Origin of the sequence: Pseudoduganella sp. S-14 (genome assembly GCF_049913285.1) — a bacterium.
Classification (GTDB): Bacteria; Pseudomonadota; Gammaproteobacteria; order Burkholderiales; family Burkholderiaceae_D; genus Rugamonas.
In genome coordinates, this window is record NZ_CP183991.1 from 2,194,113 (window position 1) to 2,213,513 (window position 19,401).

Below are 19,401 nucleotides of genomic sequence, written 5' to 3' on the forward strand. Positions count from 1 at the left end.
ACGATGCGCATGCCATTGTTTCACCGGGCTGTAGCGGGAACTGCCGTCGCCGCCGGGCCGCGCGCTCTGGTTCGCCCGAATCGCGGGCTGCCGCTGATGCTGCTGCTCCCCTTCCTGCTGCTGGCGGTGTTCGTCGGCGTGGTCGGCGGGCTCGATTCGCCGCCGCTGGTGGCCATCGTCGGCACGGCCGTGTTGTCGGTGCTGATGGTGTTCGTGCTGCCGCTGCACGGCATGTTCTGGTGCCTGTTCGTGCTGACCTTCCTGCTGCAAGGTTCGGCCGTCTACTTCCTGAAATTGCGGCCGGCCGCCTGGCTGGCCTTCGGCCTGGCCATCCTGTTCTTTTGCCGTGCACTGCTCGACCTGGTGGTGCACAAGCGCGAACAGCAGCGCATGCGCAAGGGCGACGGCTCGACCGTTGAGCTGGCGGCACTGCTGTTCGTGGCGGCCTTCGTGATCAGCCTGGTGTTCAACCGGGTGCCGAAGTCGCAGATCTTCTCGGCGGCGAAAGCCATGCTGCCGATGTTTTCGGTGCTGTTTGCCCTGTACTGGTTCCGCTGGAAGGAGCAGCACCTGGAGCTCAGCTGGCGCATGATGTTCTGGGTCGTGCTGGCGCAGGTGCCGGTGGTGCTGTACCAGCACTTCTTCGTCGCCACGACAACCACCTTCGATTCGATCGTGGGGACCTTTGGCGGCACGCCGGGCTTTGGCGGCAATAGCGCCATCATGGTCTTGTTCACCGTGCTGGCCATGGGCTATGCCGCGGCGCGCTGGAACGCGGGCCAGATGTCGGGCAAGGCAATGTGGGCTTTCCAGGCGATCGGCTTTGCCATCATCCTGCTGGGCGAGGTGAAGGCAGCCTTCATCTGGCTGCCGCTGGTGCTGGCCTGGGTGCTGCGGCGGCGCATCCTGCGCAGCATCGGCGCTTTCATCGGCTTTGCCGTGCTGCTTGCAGCTTTCGTCGGCACCACCTACACCGTGTACGAAACGCTGTACTGGGGCAAGAAGGTGCAGTCGGCGCATAGCATAGCCGAAAAGCTGGACCGCGGCGGCGGCTACTTCTTCGACCCGAACAACGTCAATTACCGCACCGGTGAAATCAGCCGCGCCGCCTCGCTTGCGCTATGGGCGCATGACCCGCTGGCATCGGTGCCGCGCCGCCTGGTTGGCTACGGACCGGGCGCCAGCAAACCGTCCGGCCTGCTCGGTGCGGGCGAGGTCGCCAAGCGCTACCAGCCACTGCATCTCGACGCCACGGCGCTGGCGATCCTGCTCTGGGATGTGGGCCTATTGGGCGCTCTCGCTTATAGCTCCATGCTACTGTTTTCACTGCTAGCTGCCTGGCGCTACGTGCGCCGAAAACAAGGTAGCGTGGCCCAGCTCGCGCTGGCAGATACCTGTGTCGCAGCCATGCTGCTGTTCCTGATGATGCTCGTATATAACCGCGCGTTGATGGATGAACCCACCGCCCAGCTGCTCCTGATGATGTGCATGGGGACGATTGTCCAGTTGTGCCGTTTCGGCTCGTCCCAACGCTAGGGAATTGTGTCATTTCTGAGCGACATTGTTACAAAAATTTTGTCGCACAGAAACGAATTTGTGAAATGCGTGATGTAGACTTTCCTTGTTGAGCCGGATCAAAATGTGGTTAACTTATTGATTCGCAAACGAAATTGTCTGGAGAGTATCACATGAAATTCGTTAAATATTCCCTGTTGCCGTATGCTGTCTTCGCTGCCCTGGCGACGTTCGCAGGTGCGAGCCGCGCCGACTGGGCGATCTCCCCCAACATCGAGGCGGTGCGCCCGGCGCCGGACAAGATGCAATTGCAGCCACAGAATCCGCCCGGATTTTCCTGGTCGCGTTATCCGATTGCCACCACGTCCACCTGGTACCTGGTCATCATCCAGCCGCCTGGCACTGCCTCGCCCATCAAGCACGTTGTGCCGCGCAACTGGCTGCTGCCGACCCACGCTTTCGCCACAGCCGGCATTTACACCTGGAAGGTGGCGCCGTTTACCCGCACCCAGGCCATGAACGATGCCGACGCGGCGGCGCGCGCCAAGGCCAAGGCGGCCGGCGCCAACCTGGCGCAGATCGAAGCGGCAGCCGAAGCCGCAGTGGTGCCGCTGGCTGAAGCGGTGGCCAAGGACTGGTCGACCGTGCGCAACTTCACCATCGACAGCAGTGCCATCAAGTTCGAGGTCTACGACAATGCAACCCTGCGCGACAATGTGCTGCGCCATGGCCGTTCGCGCATGCTGGCGCCGAACTTCCTGCCTTACCTGAAGTGGACCTCGGCCATGGTGACCGAGCGCGGCGACCAGGTGCGGCGCCTGATCGAGACCGTGCAGTCGCGCATGACGATGGCGCCCGTGCTCGATAGCGATTGGCCGCTGGTCAGCAGCGGCACCATGACTACTGCGCTCAGCAACCAGAACTCCGATATCCGCAACCGCATCAACCGTACTGCGCACCAGGTGGAAGCCGCGGCCCTGCTGTACCGCCTGAAGCAGGGCGAAGCGATTGCCCCGGCCTACCTGAACGAGGCGATCAAGCGCGGCGACGAACTGGCTGCGCTGAGCCCGACCGGGCCGACCAGCTATGCCAGCCAGGACCAGGCGACGCGCACCATCGCGCTGTCGCTGTCGAAGGCGCTCGACATGCTGTGGAATAATCTCGATTCGACGCGCAAGGCGAACTGGCAAGCGTCCATCGCGCGCCGTACCACGGATATCTACAATGACCTGTCGGGCAGCAACGGCCGCATGGACCAGTACCCGTATGACGCCCACGGCGGCAACACGCTGGGCTTCCTGGCGCTGATCGCGGCGCTGAACCTGGGCGACGTGCCGGCGGCGCAGACCTGGTTCGACTTTGCGGTGCGCACCTACGTGCACCAGGTCTATACCTGGAGCGGTCCGGAAGGCGGCTATGCCAACGGCACCGCGTATGGCCAGGCCGCGGCCGATTTCTCGGTCCAGATCTGGGACCCGCTGAGCCAGGCGCTGGGCGTGTCGATCTACCGCAAGCCATGGTCGGACGGCTTCCTGCGCTTCATGGCGCACTTCGTCCCGCCGGGCACGCCCAACCACGTGTTTGGCGATGGCCATGAAGACGTGCCCAACACCTATCTGTTGAAGGCCTTTGCGTCGCGCTTCAATACGCCGGCGGCCAAGTGGTACTTCAGCAGCATGGTCGGGGTGGAAGATCCACTGACCCTGCTGCAGGCGCCATCGCCGCTGCCGGTCACTACCGTGGCGACCGCGGTGCCGCCGCCGAACGGCGCCTTTTATCCGAGCGTGGGCTGGGCCGCCATGCACAGCTCGTTGGCGGACACCAAGCGCACATCGCTGTACTTCAAGTCCAGCCCCTACGGCTCGTATAACCACAGCCACGGCGACCAGAACTCGATTGTCCTGAACAGCGGCGGCAAGCGCTTGCTGATCGAGGCCGGGTATTACGACTGGTACGGCTCGCCCCTGTGGAGCAGCTGGTACCGTGCCACCAAGTCGCACAACGCTGTCACCTACGACAATGGCGTGGGCCAGCGCATTGACGGCAATACGGTCAACCTGGGCCGCAATGGCAAGATCACCGGCTTCTCGACCACGGCCGCGATGGACTATGTAGAAGGCGATGCCACGCCGGCATTTGAAGGCGCGCTGTCGCTGAACCGGCGCAAGGTATGGTACTTCCGCAGCCAGGATGCAGCAGTGGTGATGGATACCCTGACCGCGCCGGTGGCCCATGCATGGGAGTGGAATTTCCATGCGGCGGTAGCCATCACGGTCAATGCCGATGGCACGGCGACCATCGTCAACGGCGACCGCTCGCTGTGCGTGAGTTCGATCACGCCAGGGGCTTCCCTGGTCAAGCGTGACGGTCCGGCGCCGCGCACGGGGATCGAGGAGCATGCGGCATTTACGCGCCCGGCCGCACTCAAGGGCGAATTTGTCGTACTGCTGGATGTAGGCTGCAAGAAGCCAGCGGTCAAGCTGACTACCGGCACCACCAGCCGCGTGCTGACGGTGGGCAGCCAGACCATCACGTTGCCGCTGCCTTGAGCCGCCAGGGGGACTGAGCCATGCTATGACCGCACCATACTCGGGCCCCCAAACGCGGCGCAATATCGCCGCTTTCCTGGTAGGCAAGGTGCCTACCGCCGTGCTGACAGCCAGCGTGCTTGGGCTGTCGGCACGGGTACTGCCGTCCGCCGAATTTGGCCACTACGTGGTCGCCATGGCGCTAGTGGAACTCATCCTCGGGCTGTCAAGCTTCGGCCTCGACTGGGTGCTGTTGCGCTTCCTTCCTGAATATCGCTTGCGCGGCAGCCGCCAGGCCCTGCTGCGCCTGGTGATGACGGTCGCCGTCTGCCGCCTGCTGCTGCTGGCCCTGGTCGCCTGCGGCCTGCTGCTGGCGCGCGACGCCGGCGTGCTGCCGGCCACGTTGCCGGCCGAACTGGCGGGCGTGGCAGCGATCCTGCTGGTGGTGGAAGGCGTCATGCGCATCCTGCGCGACAACACGCTGGAGGCGCTGGCCTGGCAATCGCGCATGCAGCTGGTCACGGTGCTGCGCGGCACGGTGATCGCCTGCGCCTTGCTGGCAATGGGCAGCGGCACGGCGCGCCAATTGCTGCTGGCGGAACTGGCGGCCAGCGCCGGTGCGTTGCTGCTGGCGGCGGGCTTTGTGGCGCATGCGGCGCGCAGCCTGCCGGCGCAGGCGCATGAGGGTTGGCTGCCGCCCACGCGCGGGCAAATGCGCTCCGTGGCCCTGCATAACTATGCCAGCGGCATCGTGGAATACCTGTATTCGCCGTCCTGCCTGATCCTGCTGCTGGCGCGCAGCCAGGCGCCGGAAGCCATGGCGGGACTGGGATTCGTCCTGCGTTTGACCGATATCATCCGCAACTACATGCCCGGCATGGTAATTTTCTCGGTCGTGCGCTCGCGCATGATCGGCGCCTATGCGGGCAATCGCGACTACGGCGAATTGCAGCGCTGGGCGCACTTCGTCTTCAAGGTCAGCGCACTGAGCTTGCTGCCGGTGCTGGCGGTGGCGGCAGTGTATGGCGACCTGGTGCTGCAGCTGGCCAGCGGCGGGCGCTTTGGCGAATACCGCCCGCTGTTTGCGGTGCTGTGCGGCTGGCTGGCGCTGCGCCTGCATCGGCTGATCGTCAACGTGGTATGCAATGCCGTTGGACTGATGGGCATGTGGGCGCTGGCCTCGCTGTGCTCCTTGCTGGTGCTGCCGTTGCTGGCCTGGCTGGGCTCTGCGGCCCTGGGCTTGTGGCTGGTGCCTGCCGCCTTGCTGGGCAATGAGCTGATCGTAAACGGGCTGGTGGTGACGGGCATGCGGCGGCGCGGCTTCGCCTGGCCGCTGGGCTTGCGCTGGTGGGCGCGCGCACTGCTGGCAATTGGCGCGGCGGCCTGCGTGGCTTGGCTGTTGCCGGGGCAGGGCGTGCTGGGCGCGGCCCTGGGAACCCTGCTGCTGTGCGCCGTTTTTGCTGTAGCGCTGCTATTGTCAGGTGCAATTGATGAGAAAGATCGACAGCTCATTAACCGAGTGCTGGGACGCCAACTACTGCGCGAGGCCACATGAAAGTGCTTGCCATCTATCCGGGTTTGAATCCGACCTTCGACGAAGTAGCCTATGTGCTGCCGCCCCTGGTTGCGAAAGGCGTGGCGGTGCAGGTTGTGACGTCGCGCGTGTCGGCGCTCAAGAGTTCGGAGCCGGGCGAGGCATATGAAAATTTCCAGGGCGTACCGATCCACCGCATCTTTCCCAGCCTGCGCGCGCTGTCGCACGAAGCGGCGCGCTACCTGCCGCAAGTGCGCGAGATTGCCGATGCCTTCCAGCCTGACGTACTGCTGGTGAATTCCTTCCACAGCCTGCCGCTGCTGGAGTTGTTGCGCCCCTTGTATCCGGTGCCGGTGCTGCTGCGGGTGGAGTCGGCCGACCCGGTGCAGTTGCTGCGGCGGCGCTATTACGGCGGCGTGCCGGCGCTGGGCCGAGTTGCGGGGCGCATGCGCTGGTGGCAGGTGTGCGGCCAGGTCGATGCGCTCATGAGCAACGATCCGGCGGACCTGCCGCAACTGGCCACGCTTGGCTTGCGCGGGCGGCGCGCCTACTACGCGGCGCATTGCGCGCAGCGGCCGGCGGACTGGCGGCCGGCGCGCGAGCGGCGGCAGGGCGAGATGATCTATGTCGGTTCGCTGATCCGCCACAAGAATTGCGAGCGCTGGCTGCAGACGGTGCCTGCCATCCTCGAGCACACCCCGGTGGAGCGCTTCGTGGTCATCGGCCGCGGGCCGTATGCGCATATTGTCAAACAGCTGCAGGAACGGCTTGGCGATCGCGTCGAGCATGTGCAAGGGGTGACGCGCATCGAGGCGCTGCAACGCCTGTCGTCGGCCTGGTTCGCCTACACGGAGAGCCATTCGGGGTGGGGCTTCCTGTGCGATTCGTGGTCGACGCGCACACCGGTGCTGTGCCCGCAATCGACTTTCAGCATCGTGCCTGGATGGACCGGGATGATGCCGCAAGACGTGCCGGCAATGCTGGCGACCATCAACCGCCTGTATGACGATGCCGAGTACTACAGCACCTTGCAGGATGGCGGCGCGCTGCGCTACGCCTCCGAGCATACGGCCGAGGTGGTGAGCCGGCAGTATATGCAGATCCTGCGCGAGGTGGTGGCCGAGGGGCGGCGGCCATGATCCATGTCCTGCTTCCGCAAGCGAGCAGCTATCGCGACATCACCGGCTACCTGCGCGAACGCGGTGCACGCGTGACGATCGTCGGCTCCGGCGCGCAGGGCATGAGCGGCAAGCTGTCGATCGTGCTGTCGATGTTCTCGCCGAAGCTGCTGCGCTGTTTCGGCTTGTGGAAAAAGACCGACCGCTTGCTGGTGGTCGGCTGGCAGGCGCTGCCTGTGCTGGCGCTGGTCAAGGCAGGCTTGCTGCCGCGACCGGAGCGCCTGCTGGTCATGAGCTGCTTCGTGCACGGCAAGCGCGCGCGCCGCCTTGCCGACCGCTTGCTGCGCGCGCTGCGCGTGCCGGGCCTTGGCTTCATTGCCTTCTCGCCGGGCGAGGCACGCAACCTGGTGCAGAACGTCGGCATGGCGCCGCAGGATGTGCATTGCCATCTGTGGCGGCAGGAACTCGATGGCCGTGCGTCGCAGCAAGACGACGACGGCAGCATTTTCGCCGGCGGCTTTTCCAACCGCGATTACGACCTGTTGCTGGAAGCGGCCGAACCGCTGCCGGCGCCGCTGGTGATCGTCGCTTCGCAGCGCAACCAGATACGCCAGCCGGCGCGCGGCAGCACCCGCATCCTGCGCGATCTGCCGGAGGCTGAATTCGAAGGCCTGCTGGCGCGCAGCAGCGTGGTGGCAATGCCGCTGCGCGGCGCCGGCGAGGCCTGCGGACAAAGCGTCCTGCTGCGCGTCCTGCGGCATGGGAAGCCGCTGGTCGCGACCCGCCACGAGTCGATTGAAGCCTATCTCGGCGAAGACTACCCGGGCTTCGTCCCGCATGACGACGTCGACGCGATGCGTGAAGCGCTGGCGCGCGCGATCGAGCAACCGGCGCGGCGCGCCGAACTTGCACAGCGCGTGCGGCTGGCGGCGGGAAAGCTGGAGGGGCGAGGCGAACCGGGCGCTGAAATCGAGCAGTTCTTGCTAGGATGAAGCATGGCTCGCCCAGTACGCATCTTGCAGCTCGTGCCGGAACCCTTGCCGACTTTTCGCGCCGACGTGGCGACCCTTTTCGGAAAATACCTGCCGCGCCATGGCGTGCAATGCCACCTGGTCGGCAAAGGCAGTGCGGCGCCAGCCGATAACCAAGGCTTCGCCTCTTCACGGCGGGCACGAGTTGGTGCGCGCTGGAAAGCGGAACTGTCTTTTCTCTGGCTATGCCTGCGCGCTTTGCTGGGCGCTAACCGCCGCACCCACGATGCGCTGCAGGTGCGCGATATGGTCAGCATCGGCTTGCTGGCGTTGCTGGTGGCGCGCATGAAGGGGATGCCGATGACGTATTGGCTGTCATACCTGATGAGCGAAGGGCGTATCGAGCGCGCTCGCGATGAGCTGGCGCGGCTGCAGCGGCGCCCTGGCTGGCGGCGCCTGCGGGCGCGCCTCGTCCTCGCCAAGGGCCTGGCCGAACGCTGGCTGCTGTACCGCGTGCTGCTGCCGCGCGCCGATCACGTGTTCGTGCAAAGCGAGGCGATGGCGCGCCTGGTGGCGCAGCATGGCGTGCCGGCAGGACGGATCAGCGCGGTGCCGATGGGGGTCGACATGGAAGCCCTGGCGCGGCCCGAGCTGCGGCCTGCGGCCCGTGCCTGGGCCGGCTGGCAAGGGCGGCCGGTGGTGGCCTATCTCGGCACGCTGGACCGGGCGCGTTGCCTTGAGCGCGTGCTTGATGCGCTGGTGCTGGTGCGGCGCGAACTGCCGGAGGCGAGCTTGCTGCTGATCGGCAGTTCGCCGCAGCAGGGCGACGTAGTGCAGTTGCTCGGCGCCGCGCGCGAACGCGGGCTGGAAGAAGCGGTGCAGGTCACCGGCTGGCTGCCGCCCGTGCAAGCCTGGGAATACCTGCTTGGAGCGCAGGCGGCCATATCGTATGTGCCGCGCGGCGCACTGTATGACGTCAGTTCGCCGACCAAGCTGCTGGAATACCTGGCGTTGGGCATGCCTTGCGTTGGCAACGACATCCCGGACCAGGAGGCCGTGCTGGCGGCAAGCGGCGCCGGCTGGCTGGCGGCAAGCACGCCGCAAGCCATGGCCGAGGGCCTGCTGGCGATCCTGCGCGATCCGCAAGCGGCGCGGGCGCGCGCTGCGGCCGGCCCGGCCTATATCGAGGCGGCGCGCAGCTACCGCGTGCTGGGCGAGGCGGTGGCGCAACGCTACCGGAACCTGGTGGGAGGCGATCATGCTGGCCGAATTGCGTAAAGAGTTCCTGTACGGCGGGCGCGCCCTGGTGCGCGACAATGCGCTGAGCCAGCGCCTGGTGCAGCGCCTGCGGGGGCATGAGCTGATGGACGACTACGCGCTGAAGGTGATGGGCGACCGGCTCCTGCACCGCAGCCTGCAAGCCGCGATCGAGAAGCTTCCATACTACGCCCACATCACGCGCGATTTCTCGCCAGTCGAAGCGCGGCAGGCCTTGCGCGAGCTGTTCCCGATTGTCGATAAATCGGCCTTGCTCGAGCATCCGCTGGCGCTCTATCCGAACGGAGGCAGCAAGCGGCCGTGGCAGGCGCTCGGCAAGACCAGCGGGACCACGGGCACGCCGCTGGTGATCATTCGCAGCCTGCAGTCGGTGCAGATGGAGCAGGCCTTCATCAAGCGCCATTGGACCTGGGCAGGCTATGTTGACGGCATGCCGCGCGCCACCTTGCGCGGGGACATGGTGGCCGGCCTGGACCGGGCGCGCCCGCCCTACTGGTTCGAGAACCGCTACAACCGGCAGCTGCTCCTATCGTCGCGCCACCTGACCGATCATTGCGTCGATCCCATCATCGACAAGCTGCGCGACTATGCGCCCGCCATGATGCAGGCTTACCCGTCCACCGCCTACACGCTGGCGCAGCACCTCGAGCGGCGCGGCACGCGCTTGCACGTGCCCTACCTGTTCACCGCATCCGAGCCGCTTTACCCGCACCAGAAAGAGCTGATTGGCGAGCGCCTGGCGGGAAAAATCATGGACATGTACGGCATGGCGGAGCGGGTTGCCTTCGCGACGCAGTGCGAGTATGGCGCCATGCACGTCAATCCGGACTACTCCCACGTGGAAATCCTTGACGAGCATGGCGAGCCAACCGACGGCTACGGCCATGTGGTGGGCACCACCTTGCATAACCTGGCGATGCCGCTGGTGCGTTATCGCCTGAGCGACCGCACGCGCTGGAGGCATGGCCATTGCCTGTGCGGCCGGCCGTTCCCGATGATCGAGCCTGTCACCGGCAAGCTGGAAGACCGGATCACCGGCGGCGATGGCTCGGAAGTCAGTCCTTCCGTGCTGACCTTTGCCTTCAAGGGCGTGGAAAACGTGCGCAAGTCGCAGGTCGCGCAGGTCGGTCCGGGCTTGTGGGAGCTGCGCCTGGTGCCGGATGCGCGCTTCTCGCAGGCCGACCAGGACAAGCTGCTGCGCAACATCGCCCAGCTGGTCGACGCGACGGTGCAGGTGAGGGTGGTGCTGCGCGACGAGTTGCCGAATACCGCTGCGGGCAAGTTCCGCTGGGTCGTCAACGAGTGGCAGGACGGGCGGCGCTCATGAAGACCATCGTGATGCTGGGCACCGGCATGGATACCATGGGCGGCATCGCTTCCGTGGTCAGGGTGTATGAGCAGGCGGGCATGCTGCGGCGTTTCGGCGTGCGCTACCTGGCTACGCATTGCGACGGCAGCAGGTGGCGCAAGCTGCGCGTGATGCTGGCGGCCTACGCCGTTTTCGCGGGCATGCTGTTGCGCGGACAGATCGGGCTGGTGCACGTGCATTTGGCTTCGCGCGCGAGCTTCTGGCGCAAGTCGGGCTTCTTCCTGCTGGCTTTCGCGGCCGGCGTGCCGGCGATCCTGCATTTGCACGGGGCAGAGTTTGCGCAGTTCTACGGCGAGGAGTGCGGGCCCTGGCGCAAGCGCTTCGTACGCTTCATCTTCGACCGCAGCGCACGGGTCGTGGTGCTGTCGGAGGCCTGGCGGCGCTGGGTGGAAGGCATGTCGCGCAACCGGCATGTGGAGGCGATCTATAACCCGGTGCTGCTGCCCGCCGCCAGTGCGTGGGAGCAGCGGCGGCGCGGTGCGGTGCTGTGCCTGGGGCGGCTGGGACGGCGCAAGGGCAGTTACGACTTGCTGCAGGCGGCGGCGCGGGTGGCGCCGCAGGTGGCTGCGCTGGAGTTGCGGCTGGGAGGCGATGGCGAGCTTGATGCTGTGCGCGAGCGGGCGGCGCAACTGGGCATTGCCAACCAGCTCAACCTGCTCGGCTGGGTCGGAGCGGAAAGCCGCCAGCAGCATCTGGCGCTGGCCTCATTGTTTGCGCTGCCTTCGTATAACGAGGGCCTGCCCATGAGCGTGCTGGAAGCGATGGCGGCCGGCTTGCCGGTGCTGGCAACGCCGGTCGGCGGAATCCCGGAAGCGGTCGCCGACGGCGTGGAGGGTTTCCTCGTCGCGCCGGGCGACGTCGATGCGCTGGCTGCGCGGCTGGCGCAACTGCTGGAAGACGATGCGCTGGCGCGGCGCATGGGGGAGGCAGCGCGGCGCAAGGTGGAATCCACCTTCTGCAGCGATGCCGTGTTGCCGCAGGTTGAGCGGCTGTATCGCGAACTGGGGTTCTTGCCGCAATGACTGCACTTGCCTGGAAAATCAATCGCCTCAAGCTGATGGGGCCTGCCGAGGTTGTCTGGCGCGTGCACCAGCTGGCGCGCCGCAAGGCCGCCGCCATGGGGCTGGGACTGGCGAGTTATCCGCCGGTGCCGGCGCTGGACCGCTTTGGCGCGCCCTTCCTTGCCGCGCCGGCGGGCGTCGACGAAGCCGCGCTTTGCATGGCCGCCGACTCGCTGCTGGCAGGGCGCTGGAACGTGTTTGCGCTGCAGGGCGTGCAGCTTGGCTTCCCGCCGCAATGGAACCGTGATCCGCGCACCGGCACCACGGCGCCGATGGCGCCGGGGCCTTCGATCGATTACCGCGACGCTTCGCTGGTGGGCGATATCAAGTACCTGTGGGAGCCGAGCCGCCATCTGGAACTGGTGACGCTGGCACAGGCGTGGCGCAGCTCCGGCGAGCGCAAATACCGGGACGGCGCGCGTACCCTGCTGCTTTCCTGGCTCGACCAATGCCCTTATCCGCAAGGCGTGCACTGGGCCAGTTCGCTGGAACTTGGCGTGCGCCTGCTGAACTGGTGCGCCGCCTGGCAGCTGCTGGCCGGCAGCCTTGACGACGACTGGCGGCATCGCTGGCTCAACGCGGTCTACAAGCATTGCCACTTCATCAGCCATCACCTGTCGCGCCATTCGTCGGCCAACAACCATTTGCTTGGCGAGTACACGGGCTTGTACATCGCGAGCGTGCAATGGCCTTGCTGGAGCGAGAGCGTGCGCTGGCGCGCCCTGGCCGAACGCGGCCTGGTCGAGCAGGGCTTGCAGCAGAACTGGGAGGACGGCGTCAACAAGGAACAAGCCATCTATTATCACCACGAAGTGATGGACATGATGCTGCTGTGCCAGCTTGCGGCGCAAGCCAACGGCAGCAGCTTCCCGCCTGCATGGCTGGCGCGCCTTGAGCGCATGGCGGAGTTCCTGGCGGCCGTGATGGATGCCGGGGGCAATGTGCCGATGATTGGCGATGCCGACGATGCGCGCATGCTGCGGCTGGACGGCTCGGCTGCGCCGCCGTACCGCTCCCTGCTCGCCAGCGCGGCGCTGCTGTTCGGGCGCGCCGACTTCAAGGCAAAGGCAGGCGTGCTCGATGAGCGCAACCGCTGGCTGTTCGCCGATGCCGACGCGCGCTGGGCCGCCTTGCCGGCGCCTGCGCCGGGCGCAAGGGAGACGCCGCGCCTGGCGTTTCCGCAGGGTGGCTACTACCTGCTCGGCAAGGACTTTGGCACGCCGCAGGAAGTGCGCATCGTGGTCGATTGCGGCCCCCTGGGCTATCTTTCGCTGGCGGCGCACGGGCATGCCGACGCGCTGGCCTTCACGCTCTCCATGGGCGGGCAGGAGATGCTGGTCGATCCCGGCACCTACGCCTACCACACGCATCGCCAGTGGCGCGATTACTTCCGCAGCACCGCTGCGCACAACACGGTGCAAGTCGATGGGATGGACCAGTCTGAAATCGGTGGCAATTTCATGTGGCTGCGCAAGGCCAATGCTGTAGCGTTGTCGCACGATGCGCCTCATTTCTTTGAGGGAAAACAAGATGGCTATATGCGCTTGCGCGATCCGGTCATGCATCGGCGCGTGATCCGCTTCGCGTCCAAACGGAACGCGGTCATCGTCGAAGATACCCTAGAATGTTCTGGCGAGCACGAGGTAGCCCTGCACTGGCATTTTGCAGAAGGCTGCCATGCCGAAAAGGTTGGGCAAGCTTTGCATGTCGCCAGGCGCGACAAGGGCTTGCACATGGCATGCCGTTTCGGGAATGGGCCGCAACTCCATTGCGCCAGCACGGCGCCAACCGCGGGATGGATCTCGCGCAGCTTTGACAGCAAATCCGGCATCGCGACAGCAGCGTGGCGCGGAACGATACGCGGCACCAGCACGATTGTGACCGAAATTACCTTACTGGAAGGAGCGTCATCGTGAAGATCAGTATCTTTGGCATGGGCTACGTAGGTGCAGTGTCGGCAGGCTGCCTGGCGGCAGAAGGCCATACGGTGATTGGGGTCGATCCGAACCGTACCAAGGTTGGGCTGATCAACGAGGGACGCACGCCGATCATCGAGAAGGATATCGGCGAGATGATTGCCGGCGCGGTGCGCAATGGCCGCTTGCGCGCCACCGACAGCGTGCGCGATGCCGTGATGTCGAGCGAGATTTCGCTGGTGTGCGTCGGCACGCCATCGCAACTGAACGGCAATCTCGACCTGAGCGCGGTGCGCAAGGTGTGCGAGCAGATCGGCCATGCGCTGCGCGAGAAAGACGGCTTCCACGTCGTGGTGGCGCGCAGCACCATGCTGCCCGGCTCCATGCGTTCGCTGGTGATTCCGACGCTGGAGGAGGCGTCCGGGAAGCGCGCCGGCGTCGATTTCGGCGTGTGCAGCAACCCGGAATTCCTGCGCGAGGGCACGGCGGTGCATGATTACCACCACCCGCCGAAAACGGTGATCGGCGAGACCGACGAGCGTTCTGGCGAACTGTTGCTGCAACTGTATGCCGGCATGGATGCGCCGGTGGTGCGCACCGACGTCGAGACGGCTGAAATGGTGAAGTACACCGACAATACCTGGCACGCGCTGAAGGTCGATTTCGCCAACGAGATCGGGAACATCTGCAAGGCGGTCGGCATCGACGGGCACGAGGTGATGGAGATCTTCTGCAAGGACACCAAGCTGAATCTCTCGCCTTACTACATGAAGCCCGGCTTCGCCTTTGGCGGCTCCTGCCTGCCGAAGGACGTGCGTGCGCTGATCTACAAGGCGCGCCAGCTCGACCTGGAGCTGCCGCTGCTGAACGCCATCCTGCCGTCCAACCACAAGCAGGTGGAAAAGGGCCTGAAGATGGTGATGGAAAAGCCGGGCAGGAAGGTCGGCATCCTCGGCTTTTCATTCAAGGCGGGAACCGACGACTTGCGCGAATCGCCGCTGGTGGACGTGATCGAACACCTGATCGGCAAGGGCTATGACCTGCGCCTGTACGACAAGAACGTGAAGCTGGCAGCGCTGACCGGCGCCAACCAGGACTACATCATGAATATCATTCCCCACATCTCGCGGCTGATGGTCGACTCGATGGATGCGGTGCTGGCCTTTGCGGACACGGTGGTAATCGGCAATGGCGCGCCGGAGTTCCAGGCGGTGCCCGACCGGCTGCGGCCAGGGCAGCATCTGGTGGACCTGGTGCGCGTTACCGGCAAGCAGAGCGAAGGGGCTTACGATGGCATCTGCTGGTAAGCGCACGGATCAGCGCCGAGTCCTCATCATCGTCGAAAACCTGCCGTCGCCATTCGACCGGCGCGTATGGCAGGAAGCGACGACCCTGCAGGCCAACGGCTACCAGGTGGCGATCATCTGCCCGACCGGCAAGGGCTACGAGTCGCGCTACGAGGAGCTGGAGGGCATCCACATCTACCGCTACAAGCTGCCGATGGAGGCCGAAGGGGCGTTGGGCTACGCCATCGAGTATTCGGCCGCCCTGTTCCACAGTTCGCGGCTGGCGTGGAAGGTCCAGTTCCGCCACGGCTTTGACGTCATCCATGCCTGCAATCCGCCCGACCTGCTGTTTCTGGTCGGGGGCTTCTTCAAGTTCGTGCTGGGCAAGCGCTTCCTGTTCGACCACCACGACATCAATCCGGAACTGTACGAGGCCAAGTTCGGGCGGCGCGACTTCTTCTACAAGCTGATGGTCTGGCTGGAACGCCTCTCGTTCCGAACCGCAGACGTCTCGATTGCCACCAACGATTCGTACAAGCGCATCGCCATCGGGCGCGGCGGCATGGACCCGGACAAGGTGTACGTGGTGCGCAGCGGGCCCAAGCTGGACCGCCTGCGCGTGCTGCCTGCGGTGGATGCGCTGAAGCAGGGCAGGCGCTTCCTGGTCGGCTACGTTGGCGTGATGGGAGCGCAGGAAGGCATTGACCTGCTGCTGCAAAGCGTGCGCGTAGTGGTGCACGACATGGGCCGGCGCGACGTGCATTTCGGCCTGGTGGGCGGCGGCACTTCGCTGGAGGATATGAAGGCACTGGCGCGCGAGCTTGGCGTGGCCGACTACGTGACCTTCACCGGGCGCGTGCCCGACCAGCAATTGCTGGAAATGCTGAACACGGCCGATGTGTGCGTGAATCCGGATGTGGCGAACGAAATGAACGACAAGTCCACCATGAACAAGATCATGGAGTACATGGCGCTGGGCAAACCGATCGTGCAGTTCGACCTGACCGAGGGCCGGGTCTCGGCACAGGAAGCTTCGCTGTACGCGGCGAGGAATGACCCGGTCGACATGGCCGTGAAGATTGTGGAACTGCTGGACGATCCGGAGCGGCGCGCCCGCATGGGCACCTATGGGCGCAACCGCGTGGTCAACGAACTCGAATGGGAGTACGAGGCGCCCAAGCTGCTGGCGGCCTACGAACGCCTGTACTCCGCTCCCGAGCTGGTGTTAAGAAAGGACAACCCATGAAAGCGATGATTCTGGCGGCCGGCAAGGGCACGCGGGTGCGCCCTTTGACCTATGAACTGCCCAAGCCGATGATCCCTATCCTCGGCAAACCCGTCATGGCCTATCTGGTCGAGCATTTGCAGCGCCATGGCGTCAGCGAGATCATGGTCAACGTCAGCTACCTGCATGAGAAGATTGAAGAGTATTTCGGGGAAGGGCACCAGTTCGGGGTGCAGATCGGCTATTCCTTCGAGGGCTATACCAACGACAAAGGCGAAGTGGTGCCGCAGCCGATAGGCTCGGCCGGCGGCATCAAGAAGATCCAGGAGTTCGGCGGATTTTTCGACGAGACCGTGGTGGTGCTGTGCGGCGATGCGCTGATCGACCTGGACCTGAAGTCGGCCTTGTACGAGCATCGGCGCAAGGGCGCGCTGGCGACCGTCATTACGCGCGAGGTGCCGTGGGATAAGGTGAGCAGCTATGGCGTGGTGGTCAGCGATAGCGATGGCAGGGTGCTGGAATTCCAGGAAAAGCCCGCGCGCGCGCAAGCGAAGTCGAATTGCGCCAGCACCGGCATCTACCTGTTCGAACCGGAGGTGATCGAGCTGATTCCCTCCGGCCAGGAATTCGATATCGGTTCCGAGCTGTTCCCGCTGCTGGCCCAGCGCGGCCTGCCGTTCTACTGCCAGACGCGCAAGTTCGACTGGATCGATATCGGCAGCGTCAAGGATTACTGGGAGGTGCTGCAAGGCGTGCTGACCGGCGGCGTCGCGCACATGACCGTGCCGGGCGTGCAGGTGGAGGAGGGCGTGTGGGTCGGCCTGAACACCAGCATCGACTGGAACGGTACGCGTATCATCGGGCCGGTGTACATAGGTTCCGGTTGCCGCATCGAGGCCGGCGCCACCATCATCGGGCCGACGTGGATTGGGCACGGCAGCCACATCCGCAGCGGGGCGAGGGTAGTGCGCAGCGTGTTGTTCGAATATACTCGGGTCTTACCAGACGTTACGCTCGACGAATTGATCGTGTTCAAAGAGTATAGTGTCGACCGCGCTGGCGAAATGCAGCATATTTCGCAGGCAGAAGGCGGGGGCTGGGCAAATGCGCGGGATCGCCGCGCGACCCGGCGTGCCGCGCACAATGTTGCCAAAGAGACAACTCTAATATGAAAATTTATCCTGTCATCCTGTCCGGCGGCGCCGGTACCCGGCTGTGGCCCCTGTCGCGCGCGGCCTTGCCGAAGCAGTTGCTGCCTTTAGTGTCGGACAAGACGATGTTGCAGGAGACCGTGCAGCGCCTGGGCGGGCGCAACGGCATGATGGCGCCGCTGATTGTGTGCGGCAATGAGCACCGCTTCCTGGTGGCGGAACAGATGCGTGAAATTGGCGTTGCTCCGCTCGGCATCCTGCTCGAGCCGGTGGGGCGCAATACCGCACCGGCGGTCGCTGCCGCAGCCCATTACCTGAAAGCGATCGACCCGCAGGCGGTCATGCTGGTGCTGCCGGCCGACCACGTGATCAAGGACGTCGACGCTTTCTATGCTGCGATCCTGCGCGCCGCCGGCCTGGTGGAGGCGGGCGCGCTGGCCACTTTCGGCATCGTGCCGACCGCGCCGGAAACCGGCTACGGCTATATCCAGAGCGGCGAGACCTTGCCGGCTGAAGGCTGCTTCAAGGTGGCGAAATTCGTCGAGAAGCCAGACCGCGAGACGGCACAGGGCTTCATCGGCGCCGGCAATTTCTTCTGGAATAGCGGCATGTTCCTGTTCCGCGCCGACGCCTACCTGAAAGAGCTGGCGCAATTCCAGCCCGACATGGCCAGGTTGAGCGAGGAGGCGGTGAGCAAGGGTTATCGCGACCTGGATTTCTGCCGTCTCGACGAAGCGGCGTTCACGGCATGCCCGTCCGATTCCATCGACTACGCGGTCATGGAGCACACCAGGCAGGCCGTGGTGGCGCCGGCGTCGATCGGCTGGAACGACGTCGGGTCCTGGTCGGCGCTGGTGGACGTGCTGCAGGCCGACGGCGATGGCAATGTGACGCGGGGCGACGTGTACACCGATAATGCCAGGAACTGCCTGGTGCGCGCCGAAGGCCGCATGGTGGCAGCCATCGGCGTGCAGGACCTGGTGATCGTGGAAACCTCCGATGCGGTACTGGTGGCGCACAAGGACCATGTGCAGCGCGTGAAGCAGGTGGTAGAGCACCTGAAGGCCAATGGCCGCACCGAGCACCTGCACCATACCAAGGTATACCGTCCATGGGGCTCCTACGAAGGCATCGACATGGGCGACCGCTTCCAGGTCAAGCGCATTATCGTCAACCCGGGCGGCAAGCTGTCGCTGCAAATGCACCATCATCGCGCCGAGCACTGGGTGGTGGTGTCGGGCACGGCGCGCGTGACCTGCGGCGACAAGGTGACCCTGCTGACCGAGAACGAGTCGACCTACATCCCGATCGGCATGAGCCATCGCCTGGAAAACCCCGGCAAGCTGCCGCTGCACCTGATTGAAGTGCAGTCGGGCAGCTACCTCGGCGAGGACGATATCGTTCGCTTCGAGGATGTCTACCATCGCGGCTAAACGCTGCGCCTTTGCCGCGCTCCTGCTGTTTGCAGCCGGCGCGCGCGCCCAACTCCAGCCGGCCCAGCTTGGGCTGGTCGTCAACGATGCCGATCCCGCCAGCGTGGCGCTGGGCGCCTACTATGCGCAGCTGCGCGGCATCGCGCCGGCGCACATTGCCCACGTCAGCATTCCCGGCAAGCCGCAGCGCCTCGATGCCGAGGCTTTTGCGCGGCTGAAAAGCGAGATCGACCAGCAGCTTCCCGCGGCAGCACGCGCCGTGCTGTTCGCGTGGACAGCGCCTTACGCAGTCGAATGCAATAGCCTGACCTCGGCCTACACGCTGGGTTTCGATGCGGCGCAATGCGAGCGCAGTTGTGCGCCCGGCCGCAAGAATCCCTATTTCAATGCCAAGGCGCTGCCGGCCGGCATGCGGCTGTCGATGCTGTTGCCGGCCGAGCCGCTGGACGTGGCGCGCGCCGTGGCCGAACGCGGCAAGGCGGCCGGCTTCAGCCTGCCGCAGGCGGGCGCCTACTTCCTGCAGACCAGCGAAGCGGCGCGCAATACCCGGGCACGCTTCTTTCCCCCCAGCGGCGCCATCCCCGCGCGCAAGCTGACCATCCACACGCTGCACCAGGATGCACTGGAGGGCGTGCAGGACATCATGTTCTACCAGACCGGGCTGGCGCGCGTCGGCAAGCTGGAGACGCTGCGCTTCTTGCCCGGCGCCTTGGCCGACCACCTGACCTCCTACGGCGGGGACTTGCTGGGCAGTGGGCAGATGAGCAGCTTGCGCTGGCTGGAGGCGGGCGCCACCGCCAGCTATGGCACGGTCAGCGAGCCGTGCAACCACTGGCAGAAATTTCCCCATCCACAAATCCTGTTGCAGCATTACCTCAGCGGAGCCACCGCCATCGAAGCGTACTGGCGCAGCGTGGCCTGGCCGGCGCAGGGCCTGTTCATAGGCGAACCGCTGGCGCGGCCCTATCCCCGTTAGTCCGTTTGGACTAATCGTGTGTCACCAACTAGTCATATCA

At 65.2% G+C, this 19,401-nt stretch carries 14 protein-coding genes; all 14 read left to right on the plus strand.

Annotated elements, in window-relative coordinates; genetic code table 11:
• Positions 1 to 9 precede the first annotated feature (9 nt).
• The 14 genes from ACN9MZ_RS10060 (at position 10) to ACN9MZ_RS10125 (ending at position 19,361) form a co-directional block, all read left to right on the plus strand.
• A complete protein-coding gene (locus ACN9MZ_RS10060; RefSeq protein ID WP_426342005.1) occupies positions 10 to 1,536 on the plus strand; it encodes a hypothetical protein in 1,527 nt (508 codons plus the stop codon).
• 152 nt (positions 1,537 to 1,688) lie between these two features.
• Positions 1,689 to 4,064 (plus strand): heparinase II/III domain-containing protein, encoded by a 2,376-nt coding sequence (locus ACN9MZ_RS10065; protein WP_426342006.1) that lies wholly within the window; start codon positions 1,689 to 1,691, stop codon positions 4,062 to 4,064.
• A gap of 25 nt (positions 4,065 to 4,089) precedes the next feature.
• The gene (locus tag ACN9MZ_RS10070) at positions 4,090 to 5,598 is read left to right on the plus strand and encodes a lipopolysaccharide biosynthesis protein (protein WP_426342007.1); all 1,509 of its coding nucleotides are present in this window, start codon (positions 4,090 to 4,092) and stop codon (positions 5,596 to 5,598) included.
• On the plus strand, positions 5,595 to 6,716 hold the full coding sequence (locus ACN9MZ_RS10075) for a glycosyltransferase (protein ID WP_426342008.1): 1,122 nt from the start codon (positions 5,595 to 5,597) through the stop codon (positions 6,714 to 6,716). Before ACN9MZ_RS10070 ends, ACN9MZ_RS10075 begins: the two co-directional genes overlap by 4 nt.
• Complete coding sequence (locus ACN9MZ_RS10080) at positions 6,713 to 7,687, plus strand: glycosyltransferase (RefSeq protein WP_426342009.1); 975 nt, start codon at positions 6,713 to 6,715, stop codon at positions 7,685 to 7,687. The genes ACN9MZ_RS10075 and ACN9MZ_RS10080 overlap by 4 nt, the downstream gene beginning before the upstream one ends.
• Before the next feature lie 3 nt (positions 7,688 to 7,690).
• The gene (locus ACN9MZ_RS10085) at positions 7,691 to 8,944 is read left to right on the plus strand and encodes a glycosyltransferase (protein ID WP_426342010.1); all 1,254 of its coding nucleotides are present in this window, start codon (positions 7,691 to 7,693) and stop codon (positions 8,942 to 8,944) included.
• Positions 8,925 to 10,271 carry a phenylacetate--CoA ligase family protein gene (locus ACN9MZ_RS10090; RefSeq protein ID WP_426342011.1) on the plus strand — a complete coding sequence of 449 codons (1,347 nt, stop codon included), beginning with the start codon at positions 8,925 to 8,927 and terminating at the stop codon, positions 10,269 to 10,271. The genes ACN9MZ_RS10085 and ACN9MZ_RS10090 overlap by 20 nt, the downstream gene beginning before the upstream one ends.
• Entirely contained in the window at positions 10,268 to 11,335 is a 1,068-nt protein-coding gene (locus ACN9MZ_RS10095; RefSeq protein ID WP_426342012.1) for a glycosyltransferase family 4 protein, read from the plus strand. Before ACN9MZ_RS10090 ends, ACN9MZ_RS10095 begins: the two co-directional genes overlap by 4 nt.
• The gene (locus tag ACN9MZ_RS10100; protein WP_426342013.1) at positions 11,332 to 13,290 is read left to right on the plus strand and encodes an alginate lyase family protein; all 1,959 of its coding nucleotides are present in this window, start codon (positions 11,332 to 11,334) and stop codon (positions 13,288 to 13,290) included. The genes ACN9MZ_RS10095 and ACN9MZ_RS10100 overlap by 4 nt, the downstream gene beginning before the upstream one ends.
• Positions 13,287 to 14,597 (plus strand): nucleotide sugar dehydrogenase, encoded by a 1,311-nt coding sequence (locus ACN9MZ_RS10105; RefSeq protein ID WP_426342014.1) that lies wholly within the window; start codon positions 13,287 to 13,289, stop codon positions 14,595 to 14,597. Before ACN9MZ_RS10100 ends, ACN9MZ_RS10105 begins: the two co-directional genes overlap by 4 nt.
• A complete protein-coding gene (locus ACN9MZ_RS10110) occupies positions 14,581 to 15,822 on the plus strand; it encodes a glycosyltransferase family 4 protein (RefSeq protein ID WP_426342015.1) in 1,242 nt (413 codons plus the stop codon). The genes ACN9MZ_RS10105 and ACN9MZ_RS10110 overlap by 17 nt, the downstream gene beginning before the upstream one ends.
• Positions 15,819 to 16,973 carry a sugar phosphate nucleotidyltransferase gene (locus ACN9MZ_RS10115; RefSeq protein ID WP_426342016.1) on the plus strand — a complete coding sequence of 385 codons (1,155 nt, stop codon included), beginning with the start codon at positions 15,819 to 15,821 and terminating at the stop codon, positions 16,971 to 16,973. Before ACN9MZ_RS10110 ends, ACN9MZ_RS10115 begins: the two co-directional genes overlap by 4 nt.
• On the plus strand, positions 16,970 to 18,385 hold the full coding sequence (locus ACN9MZ_RS10120) for a mannose-1-phosphate guanylyltransferase/mannose-6-phosphate isomerase (protein WP_426342017.1): 1,416 nt from the start codon (positions 16,970 to 16,972) through the stop codon (positions 18,383 to 18,385). Before ACN9MZ_RS10115 ends, ACN9MZ_RS10120 begins: the two co-directional genes overlap by 4 nt.
• Positions 18,366 to 19,361, plus strand: a complete 996-nt coding sequence (locus tag ACN9MZ_RS10125; RefSeq protein ID WP_426342018.1) for a TIGR03790 family protein — start codon at positions 18,366 to 18,368, stop codon at positions 19,359 to 19,361. The genes ACN9MZ_RS10120 and ACN9MZ_RS10125 overlap by 20 nt, the downstream gene beginning before the upstream one ends.
• Positions 19,362 to 19,401: the final 40 nt, after the last annotated feature.

What these genes read in the sequence shown, in the direction of transcription:
- ACN9MZ_RS10060 (WP_426342005.1), top strand. Translation starts at nt 10, where the DNA reads ATGCCATTGTTTCACCGGGCTGTAGCGGGAACTGCCGTCGCCGCCGGG.
- ACN9MZ_RS10065 (WP_426342006.1), top strand. Translation starts at nt 1,689, where the DNA reads ATGAAATTCGTTAAATATTCCCTGTTGCCGTATGCTGTCTTCGCTGCC.
- ACN9MZ_RS10070 (WP_426342007.1), top strand. Translation starts at nt 4,090, where the DNA reads ATGACCGCACCATACTCGGGCCCCCAAACGCGGCGCAATATCGCCGCT.
- ACN9MZ_RS10075 (WP_426342008.1), top strand. Translation starts at nt 5,595, where the DNA reads ATGAAAGTGCTTGCCATCTATCCGGGTTTGAATCCGACCTTCGACGAA.
- ACN9MZ_RS10080 (WP_426342009.1), top strand. Translation starts at nt 6,713, where the DNA reads ATGATCCATGTCCTGCTTCCGCAAGCGAGCAGCTATCGCGACATCACC.
- ACN9MZ_RS10085 (WP_426342010.1), top strand. Translation starts at nt 7,691, where the DNA reads ATGGCTCGCCCAGTACGCATCTTGCAGCTCGTGCCGGAACCCTTGCCG.
- ACN9MZ_RS10090 (WP_426342011.1), top strand. Translation starts at nt 8,925, where the DNA reads ATGCTGGCCGAATTGCGTAAAGAGTTCCTGTACGGCGGGCGCGCCCTG.
- ACN9MZ_RS10095 (WP_426342012.1), top strand. Translation starts at nt 10,268, where the DNA reads ATGAAGACCATCGTGATGCTGGGCACCGGCATGGATACCATGGGCGGC.
- ACN9MZ_RS10100 (WP_426342013.1), top strand. Translation starts at nt 11,332, where the DNA reads ATGACTGCACTTGCCTGGAAAATCAATCGCCTCAAGCTGATGGGGCCT.
- ACN9MZ_RS10110 (WP_426342015.1), top strand. Translation starts at nt 14,581, where the DNA reads ATGGCATCTGCTGGTAAGCGCACGGATCAGCGCCGAGTCCTCATCATC.
- ACN9MZ_RS10115 (WP_426342016.1), top strand. Translation starts at nt 15,819, where the DNA reads ATGAAAGCGATGATTCTGGCGGCCGGCAAGGGCACGCGGGTGCGCCCT.
- ACN9MZ_RS10120 (WP_426342017.1), top strand. Translation starts at nt 16,970, where the DNA reads ATGAAAATTTATCCTGTCATCCTGTCCGGCGGCGCCGGTACCCGGCTG.
- ACN9MZ_RS10125 (WP_426342018.1), top strand. Translation starts at nt 18,366, where the DNA reads ATGTCTACCATCGCGGCTAAACGCTGCGCCTTTGCCGCGCTCCTGCTG.